This window comes from Dermabacter jinjuensis (assembly GCF_902381725.1).
Taxonomy (GTDB): Bacteria; Actinomycetota; Actinomycetes; order Actinomycetales; family Dermabacteraceae; genus Dermabacter; species Dermabacter hominis.
The window spans coordinates 1,648,358-1,665,226 of the sequence record NZ_LR698963.1 but is presented as its reverse complement, the minus strand read 5'-3'; the positions used below and the strand labels follow the sequence as shown (position 1 = coordinate 1,665,226).

The 16,869-nt window shown below is 62.8% G+C and carries 12 protein-coding genes, 1 rRNA gene and 3 other annotated features; of the genes, 1 reads left to right on the top strand and 12 read right to left on the bottom strand.

The window, feature by feature from the left end; genetic code table 11:
- Positions 1-5: 5 nt before the first annotated feature.
- On the top strand, positions 6-1,256 hold the full coding sequence (locus FXY94_RS07325; RefSeq protein WP_016664393.1) for an HRDC domain-containing protein: 1,251 nt from the start codon (positions 6-8) through the stop codon (positions 1,254-1,256).
- Here the strand turns inward: FXY94_RS07325 and FXY94_RS07320 are convergent.
- From FXY94_RS07320 to rrf, 12 genes are all read right to left on the bottom strand, one after another.
- On the bottom strand, positions 1,253-1,852 hold the full coding sequence (locus FXY94_RS07320; protein ID WP_016664392.1) for an NUDIX domain-containing protein: 600 nt from the start codon (positions 1,850-1,852) through the stop codon (positions 1,253-1,255). The two genes, FXY94_RS07325 and FXY94_RS07320, sit on opposite strands and share 4 nt — an antisense overlap.
- Positions 1,849-2,988 carry a glycosyltransferase gene (locus FXY94_RS07315; RefSeq protein ID WP_016664391.1) on the bottom strand — a complete coding sequence of 380 codons (1,140 nt, stop codon included), beginning with the start codon at positions 2,986-2,988 and terminating at the stop codon, positions 1,849-1,851. The genes FXY94_RS07320 and FXY94_RS07315 overlap by 4 nt, the downstream gene beginning before the upstream one ends.
- Positions 2,989-2,991: 3 nt before the next feature.
- Complete coding sequence (gene murJ, locus FXY94_RS07310) at positions 2,992-4,662, bottom strand: murein biosynthesis integral membrane protein MurJ (protein WP_016664390.1); 1,671 nt, start codon at positions 4,660-4,662, stop codon at positions 2,992-2,994.
- The gene (locus tag FXY94_RS07305) at positions 4,659-5,528 is read right to left on the bottom strand and encodes a hypothetical protein (protein WP_040386931.1); all 870 of its coding nucleotides are present in this window, start codon (positions 5,526-5,528) and stop codon (positions 4,659-4,661) included. Before FXY94_RS07305 ends, murJ begins: the two co-directional genes overlap by 4 nt.
- Positions 5,529-5,545: 17 nt before the next feature.
- Positions 5,546-6,625 (bottom strand): copper transporter, encoded by a 1,080-nt coding sequence (locus FXY94_RS07300; protein ID WP_016664388.1) that lies wholly within the window; start codon positions 6,623-6,625, stop codon positions 5,546-5,548.
- On the bottom strand, positions 6,622-7,803 hold the full coding sequence (gene steA, locus FXY94_RS07295; RefSeq protein WP_016664387.1) for a putative cytokinetic ring protein SteA: 1,182 nt from the start codon (positions 7,801-7,803) through the stop codon (positions 6,622-6,624). Before steA ends, FXY94_RS07300 begins: the two co-directional genes overlap by 4 nt.
- Positions 7,800-9,512 (bottom strand): DNA repair protein RecN, encoded by a 1,713-nt coding sequence (recN, locus tag FXY94_RS07290; RefSeq protein WP_016664386.1) that lies wholly within the window; start codon positions 9,510-9,512, stop codon positions 7,800-7,802. Before recN ends, steA begins: the two co-directional genes overlap by 4 nt.
- A complete protein-coding gene (locus tag FXY94_RS07285; RefSeq protein ID WP_040386523.1) occupies positions 9,513-10,481 on the bottom strand; it encodes an NAD kinase in 969 nt (322 codons plus the stop codon).
- A 37-nt stretch (positions 10,482-10,518) separates the two neighbouring features.
- Entirely contained in the window at positions 10,519-11,379 is an 861-nt protein-coding gene (locus FXY94_RS07280; protein ID WP_016664384.1) for a TlyA family RNA methyltransferase, read from the bottom strand.
- 11 nt (positions 11,380-11,390) lie between these two features.
- Positions 11,391-12,404 (bottom strand): HAD-IIA family hydrolase, encoded by a 1,014-nt coding sequence (locus FXY94_RS07275; protein ID WP_016664383.1) that lies wholly within the window; start codon positions 12,402-12,404, stop codon positions 11,391-11,393.
- 1 nt (position 12,405) lies between these two features.
- Positions 12,406-13,965, bottom strand: coding sequence for a hypothetical protein (locus FXY94_RS11025; RefSeq protein ID WP_051120644.1), 1,560 nt, complete (start codon positions 13,963-13,965; stop codon positions 12,406-12,408).
- A gap of 367 nt (positions 13,966-14,332) precedes the next feature.
- A 5S ribosomal RNA gene (gene rrf, locus FXY94_RS07270) occupies positions 14,333-14,449 on the bottom strand.
- 101 nt (positions 14,450-14,550) lie between these two features.
- Positions 14,551-15,418, bottom strand: a sequence feature (23S ribosomal RNA rRNA prediction is too short).
- A gap of 2 nt (positions 15,419-15,420) precedes the next feature.
- Positions 15,421-16,263 (bottom strand) — a sequence feature (23S ribosomal RNA rRNA prediction is too short).
- Positions 16,264-16,267: 4 nt separating this feature from the next.
- Positions 16,268-16,865: a sequence feature (23S ribosomal RNA rRNA prediction is too short), on the bottom strand.
- Positions 16,866-16,869: the final 4 nt, after the last annotated feature.

Below are 16,869 nucleotides of genomic sequence, written 5' to 3'. Positions count from 1 at the left end.
CGTTCATGACTGATTCCCACGACCAGTTGCCGGATCCCGAGTGCGCGCCCCTCATTAAAAAGCCCGCGGGTGGCACGCCGCCCCTCGTCACGACCGTTCAGGGCATCCTCGAGTGGTGCGCGCGTGTCAAAGCCGACGAGGACCTAGCGATCGACGTCGAGCGCGCTTCGAGCTACCGATACTCCGCTAAGGCCTACCTCGTGCAGATCAAGACGGAGGCGGCAGGGATATTGCTGCTTGATCCCCTCGCGTGCCAACTGCCTGGAACCTTCACGGACATCATGAACTCGCATCCGTGGATTCTTCACGCCTCGAGGCAGGACCTTCCCTCACTCGCCATGCTCGGGCTTGAACCGGTCGCACTTTTCGACACCGAGGTAGCTGCGCGCCTCCTCGGACTTCCCAGGGTGAGTCTCGGGGCTCTCACGGAAGAACTGCTCGAAGTTCGGCTTGCCAAGGAGCATTCGAGCGCCAACTGGTCCAAGCGCCCACTTCCGGAATCGTGGCTCGACTACGCCGCGCTCGACGTCGAGTACCTCGCCGAACTCAAAACCGTGCTCACACGCATGCTCGACGACGCTCACAAGACGTCGTGGGCACGTGAGGAATTTGCCTTCGAAGCCACGTTCGCCCACCCGGAAGTTCCCGACGAGCCGTGGCGCGGCCTGCACGGCCTCGGCCAGCTCAAAAGCCCCCTGCAACTCGCGGTCGCGCGATCGATGTGGGAAAGGCGCGATGCAATCGCGCGTAATTCGGACGTCGCGCCGTTTATGGTGCTGCGCGACAAGGCACTCGTGGCCATGGCAAAAGCCTCGAGCAAGGGACGCCAGGAGTTCGACAACGCCGCACCGAAGAACCTCAAGCACCGCGAGCAGTGGTGGCGATGCGTCCGCGAAGCGCGAGAACTGCCCCGCGTTCACTTGCCGTCGAAGCGCGACCTGGGCCCCTACCCCAATCATCGTTCGTGGTCTAGGCGCTACCCCGAGGTTCTCGAGGCCTACAAACAGGTGCGCGAGGGGCTTCTCACACGCGCCGAAGAGCTTCACATGCCCGTCGAGAATCTCATCTCCCCCGGTCACATGCGCCACTGGGTGTGGAATCACTTCAGTGCAGAGGCCGAGCATCGCATCCCACACGCGAGCCCCGAACAGATCGTGCAGGAGCTCGAAGCGGTCGGCGCGCGCCCGTGGCAAGCCGCTCAAGTCACGCCAGCGATCATCGAATCTCTGCGCTCGTACGCGCGCTCGCGCAGTTAAGCGCCGGGGGCCTCGCCGCGGCGCACGCGTGCCGTATAGGCGAGCGTGGCGATGATCAGCGCACTGTTGTGAAGGCGACCTGACAGCGCGGCATCCTCGAGCTCGTCAAGGGGCACCGTACGAGTGAGGATTTCGGCTTCCTCGTCGACGCGTTCGAAGTCGACGCCCTTCGCCTCCGTGCAGTCGAACGCAACATACACGCTGATTTTCTCGTTCGAGCCGCCCGCGCTCGGGTAGTAATCGAGAAGGTGGTGCGCTGCGCCGGCCGTGTAGCCCGTTTCTTCTTCGAGTTCACGGACGGCTGCCACGGCTGGGTCTTCCCCGGCCTTATCGAGTAGACCAGCGGGCAGCTCCCACATGTGAGCGCGAGCCGGATGGCGATATTGGCGAATCACGACGACTTCACGCTCTGGCGTGAGCGCGAGGATCGCGACGGCGCCCGTGTGAGCGACGTAGTCGCGTGTAAACCTCACACCGGGCGCGAAATCGACGGTATCGCGCGCAACATCCCACACGAGCCCCGTATACACGGTCCGACTCTCAGCGACGGGTCGCGCGCAAAAATCGTCGGCGAGCGAATTCTCGGAGGTGGTCATGAGTGCTGGTTCTCCTCGTCGTCGGCGAACGTGAAAAGCGCGGATTCGAGCTGAGCGATCAAGTCCTCTTCGGTTGGGAGTTCAGCGGCGCGTGCTCGGGAGGCAGCCCGAAGCTCGTCGAGGCGTTCCTCAGATCCCGGGTGTCCGGGCACGAAGGCAATAAGCCGTTCCGCCAGCTCGCGCGCATTCGCCGGCGCGACGAGAGGAATGCGCTCGCCCGTCACCCAGCGCGTCCCGCCGGCATCGGTGGCGATGATCGCCGCGCCTTCACCGATCGCTTCCTGAATCGCGACCGGCTGTCCTTCCCACACGCTCGTTTGGACCACCACGTGCGCCTCGCGCATGAGGGCGCGGGTGTCCTCTACACGCCCAAGCAGCTCCACGGGAAGCGCATGTTTCTCGATAAACTCTTCGAGCCGTGCGCGTTCCGGCCCCTCGCCCGCGATCTTTACGCGAAGAGATCCCGGATACTGCTCTTCCACAAGCCGCACTGCCTCGCACAGGCAGGCGAGGTCTTTTTGAGCAGCAAGGCGCGCGACGCACAGAACCTCGAGGACATCGCCGTCGAACGCTCGCAACGACCCGCAACTCGCGGGGCGCGCAGCGGGAATGAGAGCCCTTTGAACCGCGCGTGCACCACTCGCGCGCGCGGCATCGGCGAGATCAGGCGAGACCGCGAGTACAAGATCGCTACGGCGTGAGGCAAGCGTGAACAATGCTCGCCCGATGACTGCGCCAACGCCGGTACGCGGCATCCGATTATGAAGCGTCGTCACGAGCCGAATGCGGGGGCGAAACCCGGTCATGAGCGCAAGGGCAGTGAGTGCTCCTGCACGCGCGCCGTGGGCATGAACCGTGAGCCGTTCGCCCTGTGCACGGCGATGTTCATCCCGAATGATCACGCGCAGATTCGCCCGTGCGCGAAGCGCCGCAAGCGGAGAAGCCCCCGAAGCGATCGCGAGGTGCCGATGTTCGACTCCGGGCCCAGCGGTATGCGAGGTGGCGTCGTCGAAGCACGGCGCTTCCCCCGCGTCCACAACGTGTACGCCTGCCCGAGCGAGCACGCATGCCTCATCGCGCACGTGCGCGAGCAAACCGCCTTCCGCGCGGGGCCGCACGAGGATCACACGCCGCATGCCCTACCCCTTCTTCGTCGCCTTGACGATTCGCGCGCCGAGCTCCACGATTGGCGCCGCAAGAGAGCGATCGGCGATCATCAGCACGCCCAGACACACCGCTGCACCAGCCGTACCCGTCCCGAGGCCAAGCACGAGCGAGCCCCACGCGCCACGAAAAGCGTCACTCGCGAGCTGTGCGAGAGCGAGCCCCGCAATTGAGCCGAGGACCGACGCCACAACCGAGGCGAGGACCGTCGTGAAAAGGGGACGCACGTGTTCGCGAACCATGATCCGCTCGCGAAGGATGTTGAGCCCGCCAATCGCCGCGATCCACATGCCGATAGATATACACAGACCAAAAAGGACTCCGGCAGTGGCCGTCGATCGCGGTGGGGACGTCACGACCGTCACGAGAATAAGCACGCCCGCGATTCCCCACCCGGTCGCACCGATCGCGAGAGACTCCCCGGGCCTCAGCGCCGCATTGAGAACCCTCGCGGTCAGCATCACGATGCCGTACGCGATCAGCCCTGTGGCGAGCGCCGCCGTGACCGCGCCAACGCCGCGGATCCCCGCGCGATCGATCGCCACAAAAAACTTATCGATGGGGAGTCCCGCACCCCAAAGCGCAGCCCCACCCACGGCTGCGAATGCCACGACCGCCTGGACGGATCGAAGCGTCAGCGCCGAAAACTTTGCCCTATCACCGAGTGCCCGCAGCTCGGAAAGCTCGGGAAACACGCTCGTCATAACGGGGACGAGGAGAACCGCGTAGGGCAGGAGGTACACGGCCTGACCGTACTGGAACAGCGGAAGGGTGCCCGTTCCACCCGCGCGAACGGAGAGGGCAAGAATCAGGGCGGTCGTCAGTTGCTGGGCGCCGACGGTTGCCACACCCGAGCCGGCAAGTCCCAAGGCACGCGCACGCACGCCTCTGGTGAGGGCGAGTTGGGGCGTATACACAAACCCCGATCGCAACGCGGGAAACACTACGCATACCGCCATCGCGACAACCCCGAGAGTTGTCCCCCACCCGAGGGCAGCTTCAGAGAGATTCGAGAGCGTTCCCGCAGACACGCCCACGGGGACGGTGAGGGCATAGAGGCCGTACGTTGCCATGACGACGAGACTCGAGATGAGCGGTGCGAGCGCGGGCCAGAGAAACTTGCGTCGCGCCTGCAGGTAGGCGCCAAGGACGATCGTGATCGCATAGAACGGCAGCTGAAGGGCGAAAACCCGCATGAGGCGAGCGCCAAGATCGATCGCTGCGGCATCGGCGGCTTGCGCACCGGTTCCAAGAATGGCTCGAGCGAGTGTGGGGGCAAGCGCCCACAGCACGAGTGCGAGGATGAGCGTGAGCAGAACGCTCCACGTGAGCAGCGCTGAGACAATGCTCGAAGCGTTTCCGCGCGGGGCAACGCGGCTGCCTCCTTCACGCGGGCGGGAAGGCTCGTCAAGAAGACCCGCGATAAGCGGGATGACCATGCTCGCGAGCGCCCCTCCAGCGGCAACCTCGAAGACGACACTCGGCACAAGATTGGCACTCGCATAGGCGGTTCCAATCTCACCCGCTCCCACGCTCGCGCCGAAAACGAGGTATCGCGCGAACCCTGCGAGCCGCGCGAGAACCGTGATGACAGCGATGAGACCCGTCGCTCGAACGAGCGACGGAGTCCGCGACGAAGCGCTCATGACCGCCCCCATTCGTCAATCGCGCTCAGAAATTCCGAGGAGGAAATGATGCGTGTGAAGCTCACCCGTTCACTCACGAGCGTGAGCCCCACGGCCACAGACGCTGCCGCAGTGCGGAAGGCACGCGAGGATGACAGCGCGGCGAGGGTGCCCGCATTCGCCCCGAGGACGTTTGCTCCCGCATCCCCGAGCATCCCCCGAGCACCGAAGTCGCGCGGAGCGGCAAGGAGTGTCGCAGCCGCATGCGCGGCGGCGAGGGCCTTGCGAGAGCGCGAGGCTTCCTCGCACGACGGCCCACACAGGGCTATCAGGACGCCAATGCTCGTGGCCTTCAGCGCCCTCGAAGGTCGCACATCAAAAAGGTTGGCGAGGTTCGCGCAGGCCGCGATCAACACGGTGTCAAGGCCACGATCGACGACGGCAAGAGCACTGCCGCCGAAGCCGGCGTCGGACTCGCCCCTGCCCCGGACACGTTCACACTCGCGCGCGAGCACGTTCGCCGCCACCGCGATCCCGAGAATCTTGATGTTTCCCGTGGTGAGCTGTCCGTGCGCAAGCGCCCCGAGATGCCCCTTGAGCCCCTTCGGGGGTGCGGTCTCAGCATTGCGCATGAGCATCGGTTCGACGATGTCATCAGCGAGCCCCACCGCACCGACGAGCGCAGCGGCACCACTCGACGGCACGCCGAGCCCCACGAGTGCACCTGCCGAGAGTGCGCCGGCCACCTCAACCCCCTCGGCGAGAGTGACGGGCTCACCGCGAAAGTTGGTGCGGTCAAGGTGTGCACGAAGCGACTTAGGACACTTGGCGAGGGCACGAGCGCATGTACGCGAGGCAAGCGCCGCCGCTGCGGCGCTGAAACCCACCGTCCGGAGGATACTCGTCACTGTCCACCGCCGTCGCTCGAGGAGGCCTCTTCATCGTTCGTCTGCCCTCCCGCATCCGTGTCATCCGAGCGCTTCTTTTCGCTTCGATCACCATTGAGCTCTTCGACCTTCTCGCGGATTGCGGACGCATCGGGCACGAGCGCCTCGGCATCGGTCGCTGATCCGTATGCTCCCGGCATCTCGACCTGGGCACCGGCAAGCGCGAGCGTAAGCGTCGCCGGACCCGACGCATACGTCAGCATGTCGATGCTCGAGACTCGCTCACGAAGATCACTCGTGCGCACAGCCGAAACAAGACCCTCCGAGCCTCCCCGCACGGATGAGGAACCTCCAACCGCTACCGTGACGCCTTCGCCGTCGAATGCCGTCACGAGCGCGCGGCGCGACTTATCAAGGTTGTCCGAGCGGGTCGCAGCAGCCTCCGGCGAGTCACTCGTGACCGAAAAGAGCGACTCTTCGCCCGAAAGCACCAAAACGGAGTCCACCGCTTCAATATCACCTTTGAGCGTGAGGACGCCGCTTGCGCTCAGAGCCTTTGCGATCTCGAGCCGCGCTGCATCGTCAAGATCCTCGCTTGGGGCAAGAATCGTCGCGATGACGGACGCAAGCTGTTCTGAGGTCGACGTTCCACTCGGCTTCACGCCTGGCCACGTCTGGGTGATTGTCGTCAGGGCCGAACGCCGCTCGCCTTCCGCCGCGGGATCCCACAGCGACTGACCGAGCTCGATCTGGGGTCCGGTTTGTCCCCCGGCAGCCTCAATAAGCGTGCGCGTCGCCTCGACTTCGGCATGCATCGAGGAATGATCGGCAATCGTCGCGACCTTCTCACCGTGCATGGTGCCCGTCACCAGGCCCGCACCCGCGGCTTTGACGAACCCTTCGAGGTCAGAGTTCTCAGCGTTCAAAGCATCGTTCGAGGCTCGCATTTCGTCTCGCTCAACCCTCAACTGCTCGACCTGCGCGGTCAGGGTATGCCCGACGCCGTCTCGAAGAGGGCCCGCACCGAGCACGATGCCGATCGCGAGCGCGAGGAACACCGCCACGAGCGAAACGAGGTGATAGCGAAAGTCGATCATGGGATCGGTCCTCCCTGGACAAACAGAGCAGTGAAAAAGCGCAAGGTGTCATCGAGCCTTGCACCGAGAATCTGAATAAGCGTCTGGCCACCGTCGGTAACCGCCATGGCGACGGCGAGCGCCAGGAGCCCCGCAACGACGAGGAGAACGAGCTGGAAAGTCGAGATGCGTTGCCGGTAGAGGCGAGAGACGCCCTTCGCGTCCACGAGCTTCGAACCCACCCGGAGCCGCGTGAGGAACGTCGAACTCATACCCGCGCGCCCCTTGTCGAGGAACTCCTCGAGCGTTCCGTGAGTGCCGACGGCGACGATTACGTCGGCGCCGCGATCGTCAGCAAGAAGCATCGCAATATCTTCGCTCGTTCCCGAAGCCGCGAACGTCACGGCATCGTCGGCGAGTCCAAGCGCACGGACGCGCTCCATACCCGGAGCGCGGCCATCGCGGTAGGCGTGCACGACAATCTCAGCGCCGCTCGCAAGCGCCCGATCGGACACCGAGTCCATGTCGCCAATAATCATGTCGAGCCCGTAGCCGGCATCGAGCACGGCATCTGCTCCCCCATCGACCCCGATGATGATAGGCCGGTTTTCACGAATGAATGGCATGAGGGCCACGAGGTCCTCGCGGTAGTGGTAGCCGCGCACGACAATAAGGACGGGCCGGCCTTGGAATCGCGTACGGACCTCCGGCGTGCCAACGCCGTTGATGAGAAGCTCACGCTCACGAAGCATGTATTCCATCGTGTTGGAGGCAAACGCCTCAAGCTGCTCGCTGAGCCCCTCACGCGCCTTGTCGAGCTTGTCGTTGAGAACCGCAGGCGTGTAAAGCTCTGCTTCGAGCCGCTCCCCCGTACTGAGAGATACACCGCTCTCGTCGATCTCCACGAAGCGCCCCTCGCGAACCGTCGCGAACAGATCCTGGTCCAGGACATCGAGCACCGGGATTCCCGCCTCGACAAGGATCTGGGGGCCCGCGTTCGGGTAGCGCCCCGAGATCGACGGTGACGCATTGAGGACTGCAGCAGGCGCGCGATCGACGAGTGCCTCGGCCGCAACGCGGTCGAGATCCTCGTGGTCGATCACCACGATGTCTCCAGCCTCGACGCGCTTGGTCAGGTCTTTCGTCCGTTTGCCCACCTTTGCTCGACCGGCAATAGGGAACGTAAATCCAGGTTTCACGCGCCGCGAGCCTCCGTTGACGTTGCGAGAAGCTCAGCGGCATGCTCAAGCGCAGCGTCACTTTCTGCATCTCCCGCGAGCATGCGCGCCAGTTCGCGAACGCGCGCTTCTCCCTCGAGCGGTTCAATCCTCGAAACCGTGCGGTCCTCGCCGCCATCGCTGTGCGTTTCTTTCACGATCCTGACGTGGCAACTCGCCCACGAAGCCACCTGCGGGAGGTGGGTCACGACAATGACCTGGGCATTTTCGGCGAGCCTCGAAAGCCGTTCTCCTACCGCACGCGCCGCGCGGCCGCCAATACCCGCATCGATTTCGTCAAAAACGAATACCGGGGGCGTGCCGCCTTCTGAAACGTCCGTAAGAGAGGCGATTGCCACCTCGAGCGCGAGCATCACACGAGAAAGTTCGCCGCCTGATGCGCCCGTCGCGACGGGCATGTATTCGGCACCGGGGTGCGGCTGCATCGTGAACGACACACCGTCGGTGCCGCTCGCACTTCGAGGTGCCGGCGTCACGTCAATACGAAGAGATGCCCCGGGCATCTCGAGCCCGGCAAGTTCGTTCTCGATTTCGGCTGCAAGCTTCGCCGCGGCCTCGTGGCGTTCTCCGCTCAGGGCATCGGCGATTCGTGCGAGTTCGGCGTCAAGTTCTACGCGACGCTTGTCGAGCTCGCCAAGCCGCGCCGCGCCGTTCTCGAGCGCACGCAGCGCCTCGAGGGCCTCACGCGAGTGGAGCAGAAGCTCACTCACGTTCTCCGCCCCGCCGAGGCGAGGACCGTACTCACGCACGAGCACTGTGAGCTCGTGCAGGCGCTCTTGCGCTTCCTCGAGACGGCCCGGCGACGCCTCCCACCCGTCTCGCAGAAGCGAGATCTCACGCGCAATATCGCTCGACTCGTCTCGCAAGGCGATAATGCGGTCCAGAACCTGCGACGCACCGGACGCCTGAGTCAGCGATGCCGCGGCGGCATCGGCATGGGTCAGGACGCTCGAGGCTTCGTCGCCCGCAAGGTGCATGAGCGCACCTTCGAGGGCAGTGAGCGACTGAGCAGTATCATCCAAGCGTTCGATTTCCGCGCGCAGCGCGTCATCTTCGCCCTCAAACGTGCCCGCCCGCTCTATCTCCTGGAGGATTTCGGTGAGCTCCGCCTCGCGCTGCTCGCGATCGCGCAGAGACGATGACAGCTCCTTCAGCTCGCGTTCGAGCGAAGCGAACTCCCGAAAGAGTAAGCGGTGCTCGGCGAGCAACCGTCGGCCCTCCGCCCCCAACACCGAATCGAGCGCTCCAAGCTGCGCCGCCGGCTCGCGCAAGCGAAGCTGATCGCTTTGGCCGTGAATCGTAATCTCCCCGCCAACGATCTCGCCAAGCGTGCCCACGGGAACCGGAACGCCACCAATGTGGGCACGCGAGCGCCCGTCCTTCGTCACTCTGCGCACGACAAGAATTTCGTCGTCCTCAACCTCGGCACCAAGCTCATCGAGGCGTTCGTGCACGGGCGTTCCCAGGGCGAGGCCTACGCGGCCCGACACCGTGCTTGACACACCGGCGCGGCGGGAATCGAGGCGACGCCCCATGAGGAGGCCGAGGCCCGTGATGACCATCGTCTTACCAGCGCCGGTCTCGCCCGTGAGCGCGGTAAAACCCGGCCCAAATTCGATCGACGCGTCGTCAATAACTCCGATCTGGCGAATCGACAGGGAACGCAGCATTCAGCTCTCCCCCGCGTTCGAGTCGTAGCGCGTATCGGGATTACCGCCGCGCCACCCCTCAACGGGAAGCTTGAACTTCTCGACGAGTCGATCGGCAAATGGGGTCTCCGCGAAACGAGCGAAATGAACGCTACTCTTCGACAGGTGCGTCTCGAGCCTAGATCCGGGCGGAAGCTCAACCTGTCGCCGTCCATCGAGCGTCAACACTGCGGCCGACGGCGACTCAGGCGACACCTCGATCTCCACAACCGACGAGCGCCCCATCACGAGGGGCCGTGCGAAAAGGGCATGCGCCGCGAGCGGAATGAGCAGCATCGCGTCCACCTCGGGCCACATGACGGGCCCGCCCGCTGAAAACGCGTACGCGGTCGACCCCGTAGGGCTCGACAGGAGCACCCCATCGCAGCCGAATTCGGAAACCGGACGCCCGTCGATGCCGACGACGACGTAAATCATGCGCTCGCGTTCGCCCTTTTCGAGGCTCGCTTCGTTGAGGGCCCAATCCGAATGCAAGAGCGAACCATCGGCAGCATAGGCTTTCGTGCGGATGACGCTTCTGGCCTCAAGAATGTAATCGCGCGATAGAAGCCTGCGCACCGTTGTCCCGAGTTCCGCTACCTCGCTCTCCGCCAGGAATCCCACGTGCCCAAGGTTGACACCGTGCACGGGAATGTTAAGGGGGCGGATCAACTCGAGGGCCCGCAAGATCGTGCCATCGCCTCCAAGAACAATGCACAGTTCCGTTTCCGCCGGCAATTGCTCGTGGTCAAGAACCTCGAGTCGACCCGCACGGATCGTGTCAAGGAGCGCGAGAGCAGCCGGATCTTCCGGCCGAGAGGAGATTTCTTCCACTTGCGCGGAGGTCACGATTGGCCTCACGCCCGCGGCGTGCAGGTCCTCAGCGACCTGACGCGCTGCCTTGAGAGCCACTCCTCGACCCGAGTGAACGTACAGCAAAAAGCGCCTCAGGGCTCTCCTCCTCCCTTACGGTCAGCACTCGCGGCACTCATGAGCCGGCGGGTGCCTCACGACGAAGACCCTCGGCTTCGGCAAGGGCCTCCTCGATCATTCCACATTCACCTTCTGGATCCCGTACCCCGGCGGGCAATTTTTCGCACAGAAGAAAAAACTCGACATTCCCGTCTTGCCCGGGAAGCGGGCTCGGGTGCAGAGCCTGGAGAGCAAGGCCGACGCTTGCCGCGCACTCGGTGACGCTCACAAGGGCATCGCGCCACGCCTGCAGGTCAGTCACGACACCCGATTTTGGCAAGCGCGCTCTTCCCACCTCGAACTGTGGCTTTAGCATGAAGAGCAAGCTCGCATTCGGCTCGACAAGGCGCGATGCGCCGCCAAGGATGTGCGTGAGAGAAATAAAGGAGACGTCGGTGACCACGACATCGGGAATGCCTACTCCGCTGGGTTCATGCGCCGCGAGCATGGTCCGGGTCACGCAGCGCGCGTCGGTCCCCTCGAGATTGGCCAGCCGCGAATGCCCTGCAAGACGAGCAATGAGCTGCCCATGGCCGACGTCCACAGCCCACACGTGGGAAGCGCCCCGGCGCAGGCAAACGTCGGAAAACCCGCCGGTCGAAGCCCCCAAATCGAGAACTCGAGCTCCCGCGAGTTGAGGCGCTCGGGCACCGAGGCGCTCAAGCGTACCCTCGAGCTTCAAGGCCGCACGCGAGGCGAACTCGCCGCCTTCGGGAACCCCGAGCACCTCGAGAACATCACCCTCCGCCACGGTCATTGAGGGTTTGCGGGCGACGCTACCGTTGACGTGTGCGCGTCCTTCCTCAACGATGCGACGCGCATGCGTACGTGAGGACGCGAGATTGCGCGCAAAGAGTGCGGCATCGAGGCGTGGCACAGCGTGAACCCTTATTCGCCAAATGGCCCAAAGAGCTCACCCGAGGCGGCGCGAATCACACCCTCAAACGTGCTTTCGGGGAATCGCGCGTTCACGAGCGACAGGACGACCTGTGCCGCGCGCCAGCTCGACGCATCGCCTGTGACGACGATGTCACCGCCCTCGAGGTGCGCCGCGGTAGAGCCGAGATGCGCTCGCTCCGCGTCAATGACAGGGTGCGCGGCGCTCTTCGCCAAGAACGAGAGGTTGGGCCGCACAAACACGGGACGTTGAATAGCCGGCGCATGCGCCGCATCGATCCAACTCGACACCCCCGTGAGCGTGTGGAAGGTTGGAACGTTCGCGCGGTTGCCGCCCTCGAGGTCCGTATCGAGGCGATCCCCGATTGCCAAGGGGCGGCTCGAGCTGGAGATTTCTGCCGCGACCTTGAACATCGCAGGCTCGGGCTTGCCCGCAGCTACAGCCTTGACACCCGTCGAAAACTCGAGCGCGTGCACGAGCGACCCGTTGCCCGGCGCGAAGCCCTTCTCGGTGGGAAGGGTCGAATCAATATTCGTCGCGACGAAAAATGCGCCGCGCCGAATCGCGTACGCCGCCTCCGCCAGATCCGCCCACCCAACGGTAGGCGCGAAGCCTTGAATCACGGCCTTGACGTCATCGCGGTCTTCGCGCGTCACGGTGTAACCGTTTCGTTCGACTTCCTCCACGAGCCCTCGGCCGCCCACGACGAGTATTGTGCTGCCGGGTTCAACGTGCGCCCTCACGAGGCTCATCGCAACCATCGGCGAGTTCACGACCTCGTTCGCGTGGGCTTCGTAGCCGAGCGACGCAAGGTGCTCGACAACCATGTCCGGGGTGCGCGAGGCGTTATTCGTCGCGAAGGCAATCGCGAGTCCTCTCGCACGAGCCGCTGCCAGAGCATCGACCCCGTGCTCGATCACTGTGGAACCGTTCATCAGCGTCCCATCCATATCGAACAGGAGTGCATCGAAAAGGTCGAGGAACGTTGGGTCGGGGCGCTTCACGTCACTCCTTGTCGGATCGTAGGTCTTCTTCGGTGGGCTCGTGAGGGAGCAGCGGGGGTTCAGCCGATTGATCCGGGTTATCCCTGGACTCGTCCGCGGCCTCAAGGCCAGCGTTGGCCTCACTCGTCGTATTCGAGGCGTCAACATCGCCATGCGACTGCTCGGAGGGACCGCTGTCCTCGCTCGTATCTGGATCGTCGTCCGCATCGTGGTGATCCGACGCTTGCTCGGCTTTCGCCGCTTCTCGTTCAGCTGCTTCGCGCTCTGCCCGCTCAAAGTCAGCCTCGACGTCGAACACGCCGATCTCTTCCTCCGTCCGTTCCACGGCCGCCTCCCTCGGACGGGGCGCACGGCCAAGGCGCGCGTAGGCATCGGTCTCCTCGTTAACGTCTGCGTCGGCAGCGAGCGTAACCCACTTCTTCGCCTCATCGGCACGCCCTGCGGCTTCGAGAAGATCGGCGTAAGCCAGCCACAGCCTGAACTGCCACTTGCCGTCGACCTTCGAGCGCAGTGCCGGAATCTCGAGCGTCGCGATGGCCGTATCAAGATCTCCAAGATCGGCGTACGCACCGGCAACGACCATCATGAGCTCGATCGTTTCCGCATTCGTGAGCTTCGCTGCCTCGTCGGACTGCGCGATATCGAACGCTTTTTCAGGGCGCCCCAGGCCCCTCTCACAGTCGGCGACGATCGGGAGGAGATCGACTTTTCCGCTCATGCGCATGGCGGCGCGCATTTCCCGAATGGCGCCGCGGTAATCGCCTGCCTCGTACAGCAGGGCGCCGTAGAGCTCGCGAACGGATGCGACTCGCGCGCCGAAACGAGCAGCCCACTTCGCATGCTCGAGGGCCCGCTCCGGTTCATTCTCGGTCAGCATCGCGCACGCAACGAGGTGGCGCGACACACGCTCCATCTGTTCCTTCGTAAGAGCCTTGAGGGTGGCGCGGAGTTCGGGAGCAAGCTCGTTTCCGGTGATGTCTGCCGGGACGAATGGTTCGCGCCCTTCGCGAAGGCGTTCTTGGCGATCTGCCTCAAACCCTTCCGCGCTTGACATCCGCTCACGCTGCTCGAAACGCCGCTTATCGCGCTGGTCACGATAGCCGCGCTCCCCTTTGCCGAAGCGTTGCCCGCGGCCCTGGGCGTCACCACGGCGACGATCACCATCGCGGTTTTTGCTATCACTCTTATTCCAGCGACGATCCCCGTCGCGGCGCGGCTTATCGTCCCTAGACCAACGACGCTCACCATCGCGGCGCGGCTTATCCCCCTCGCGACGATCGCGCCAGTTGCCGTCGCCGCCATCGCGCCCATTCCGGTTGTTCTTCCAAGCTCCGTCGCGTCCCGAACGGGAGTCACGAGAACGTCGATCCGAACCGTATGAGCGTCGCTTGCCGTCACGACCGCGCTCTCCCCAAGAATCACGATCACCACGCTTGCTCGCACGGCGCTCCCCGCGACGAGCATCGGTGCGCGGCTTTCGCGATCCATACTCGCCTCGAGTACGGGGGCGGCTTTCGCTCGCGGAACGCGAGTCAGGTGCAAAGTTCTCGTTGTCGGACAATCCGCAACTCCTCCAAGGGGGCGAGCCACGAAGGTAAACGTGGCCGCAGGAATAAGGCTCCGTTGGCGGTCCCGCGACAAATCGCGGTACACAACGTAGCTCTACGCTAGTGGACTACTTCCCCGTAGCCTCGACTATGGAATGGTTTTCGGGCCAAGTTCACATCGCGCGTCGATAAGAAAAGATGCTTTCGTGATAACCATTGACCACCCGGCCCCCTTCTCACGCGCCCTGGCGCGCTGTTGACCGCGGTGACCCGCGCAGCCCCGGTCCCCGTCCCATTTCGGGCTGTGGATGCGGGAGACACCCGCGTTAAATACGTGTGAGCCCCGACCACCAGGCCGGGGCTCACACCAACAAAAGAATAGTTCGGCGGCGTCCTACTCTCCCACACCCTCCCGAGTGCAGTACCATCGGCGCAGTTAGGCTTAGCTACCGGGTTCGGAATGGAACCGGGCGTTTCCCCAACGCTATGACCACCGAAACAACCAAAACCCTCCCCACAAACAAGCAGGGGGTGTGGAATGTCAACCACACAGTGAACGCGAACACACAAACAAAGCAAACAAGAGTGCAAGTAAGTCATCGGCCAATTAGTACCAGTCAGCTCCACACGTTACCGCGCTTCCACATCTGGCCTATCAACCCCGTCATCTACAGGGGACCTCCCACACAAAAAATGTACGGATATCTCATCTCGAAGCAGGCTTCCCGCTTAGATGCTTTCAGCGGTTATCCCTTCCCAACGTAGCCAACCAGCCATGCCCTTGGCAGAACAACTGGCACACCAGAGGTTAGTCCATCCCGGTCCTCTCGTACTAGGGACAGGCCTTCTCAAATATCCAACGCGCGCAGCGGATAGGGACCGAACTGTCTCACGACGTTCTAAACCCAGCTCGCGTACCGCTTTAATAGGCGAACAGCCTAACCCTTGGGACCAACTCCAGCCCCAGGATGCGACGAGCCGACATCGAGGTGCCAAACCATGCCGTCGATATGAGCTCTTGGGCAAGATCAGCCTGTTATCCCCGGGGTACCTTTTATCCGTTGAGCGACACCCATTCCACAATGAGGTGCCGGGTCACTAGTTCCAGCTTTCGCTCCTGCCCGACATGTCTGTCTCGCAGTCAAGCTCCCTTGTGCACTTACACTCAACACCTGATTGCCAACCAGGCTGAGGGAACCTTTGAGCGCCTCCGTTACTCTTTAGGAGGCAACCGCCCCAGTTAAACTACCCATCAGGCACTGTCCCTGAACCAGATCATGGTTCGAAGTGAGGAATCCAAAACGACCAGAGTGGTATTTCACCAACGACTCCACCAACACTAGCGTGCCAGCTTCTCAGTCTCCCACCTATCCTACACAAGCCGTTCCGAACACCAATACCAAACTATAGTAAAGGTCCCGGGGTCTTTCCGTCCTGCTGCGCGTAACGAGCATCTTTACTCGTAATGCAATTTCGCCGAGTTCGCGGTTGAGACAGTGGAGAAGTCGTTACGCCATTCGTGCAGGTCGGAACTTACCCGACAAGGAATTTCGCTACCTTAGGATGGTTATAGTTACCACCGCCGTTTACTGGGGCTTAAATTCTCAGCTTCGCCCACAAGGGGCTAACCAGTCCTCTTAACCTTCCAGCACCGGGCAGGCGTCAGTCCGTATACAGCGACTTACGTCTTCGCACGGACCTGTGTTTTTAGTAAACAGTCGCTTCTCCCTGGTCTCTGCGGCCATCAGTGCTCTCACACCTCAGGCCCCCCTTCTCCCGAAGTTACGGGGGCATTTTGCCGAGTTCCTTAACCACGATTCTCTCGAACTCCTTAGTATTCTCTACCTGATCACCTGAGTCGGTTTAGGGTACGGGCAATAGTGCTCGTCACGCCGGAACTTTTCTCGGCAGTCCAGGATCACCCACCTACCCCAATAAAGGGTCCTCATCACGACTCACCCACAAGAGCACAACATTACTCGCACTCGGGCTGCTCGCTTGAACGGGGACAACCATTACCCCGCGGAAGCTACCTCACTGCGTCATCCCACACGCTGACCTACTACGCACTTGGTTCCCAGCCTCACCACCAACAACCAACCCAAAGGGAAGGAAGCAGCAGCTCGGGTGGTTAGCATCACACGCCTCGGTATGGGTCCTCACACTATCGGTACGGGAATATCAACCCGTTATCCATCGACTACGCCTGTCGGCCTCGCCTTAGGTCCCGACTAACCCGGGGCGGATTAACCTAGCCCCGGAACCCTTGATCATTCGGAGGACGGGTTTCTCACCCGTCTTTCGCTACTCATGCCTGCATTCTCACTCGCATAGCCTCCACCACTGGGTTCCCCCGCAGCTTCACCGGCCACACGACGCTCCCCTACCCACCCCACACAAAATGGAGTGACACAGCTTCGGCGGTGTACTTGAGCCCCGCTACATTATCGGCGCAGAATCACTTGACCAGTGAGCTATTACGCACTCTTTCAAGGGTGGCTGCTTCTAAGCCAACCTCCTGGTTGTCTCAGCAACTCCACATCCTTTCCCACTTAGCACACGCTTAGGGGCCTTAGCTGATGTTCTGGGCTGTTTCCCTCTCGACCATGAAGCTTATCCCCCACAGTCTCACTGCTACGCTCTCACGTACCGGCATTCGGAGTTTGGCTAAGGTCAGTAACCCGGTGGGGCCCATCGCCTATCCAGTGCTCTACCTCCAGCACGAAACACGCAACGCTGCACCTAAATGCATTTCGGGGAGAACCAGCTATCACGAAGTTTGATTGGCCTTTCACCCCTATCCACAGGTCATCCCCTCCATTTTCAACTGAAGTGGGTTCGCGCCTCCACACGGTCTTACCCGCGCTTCACACTGCCCATGGATAGATCACTTCGCTTCGGGTCTAGAGCCGGCGACT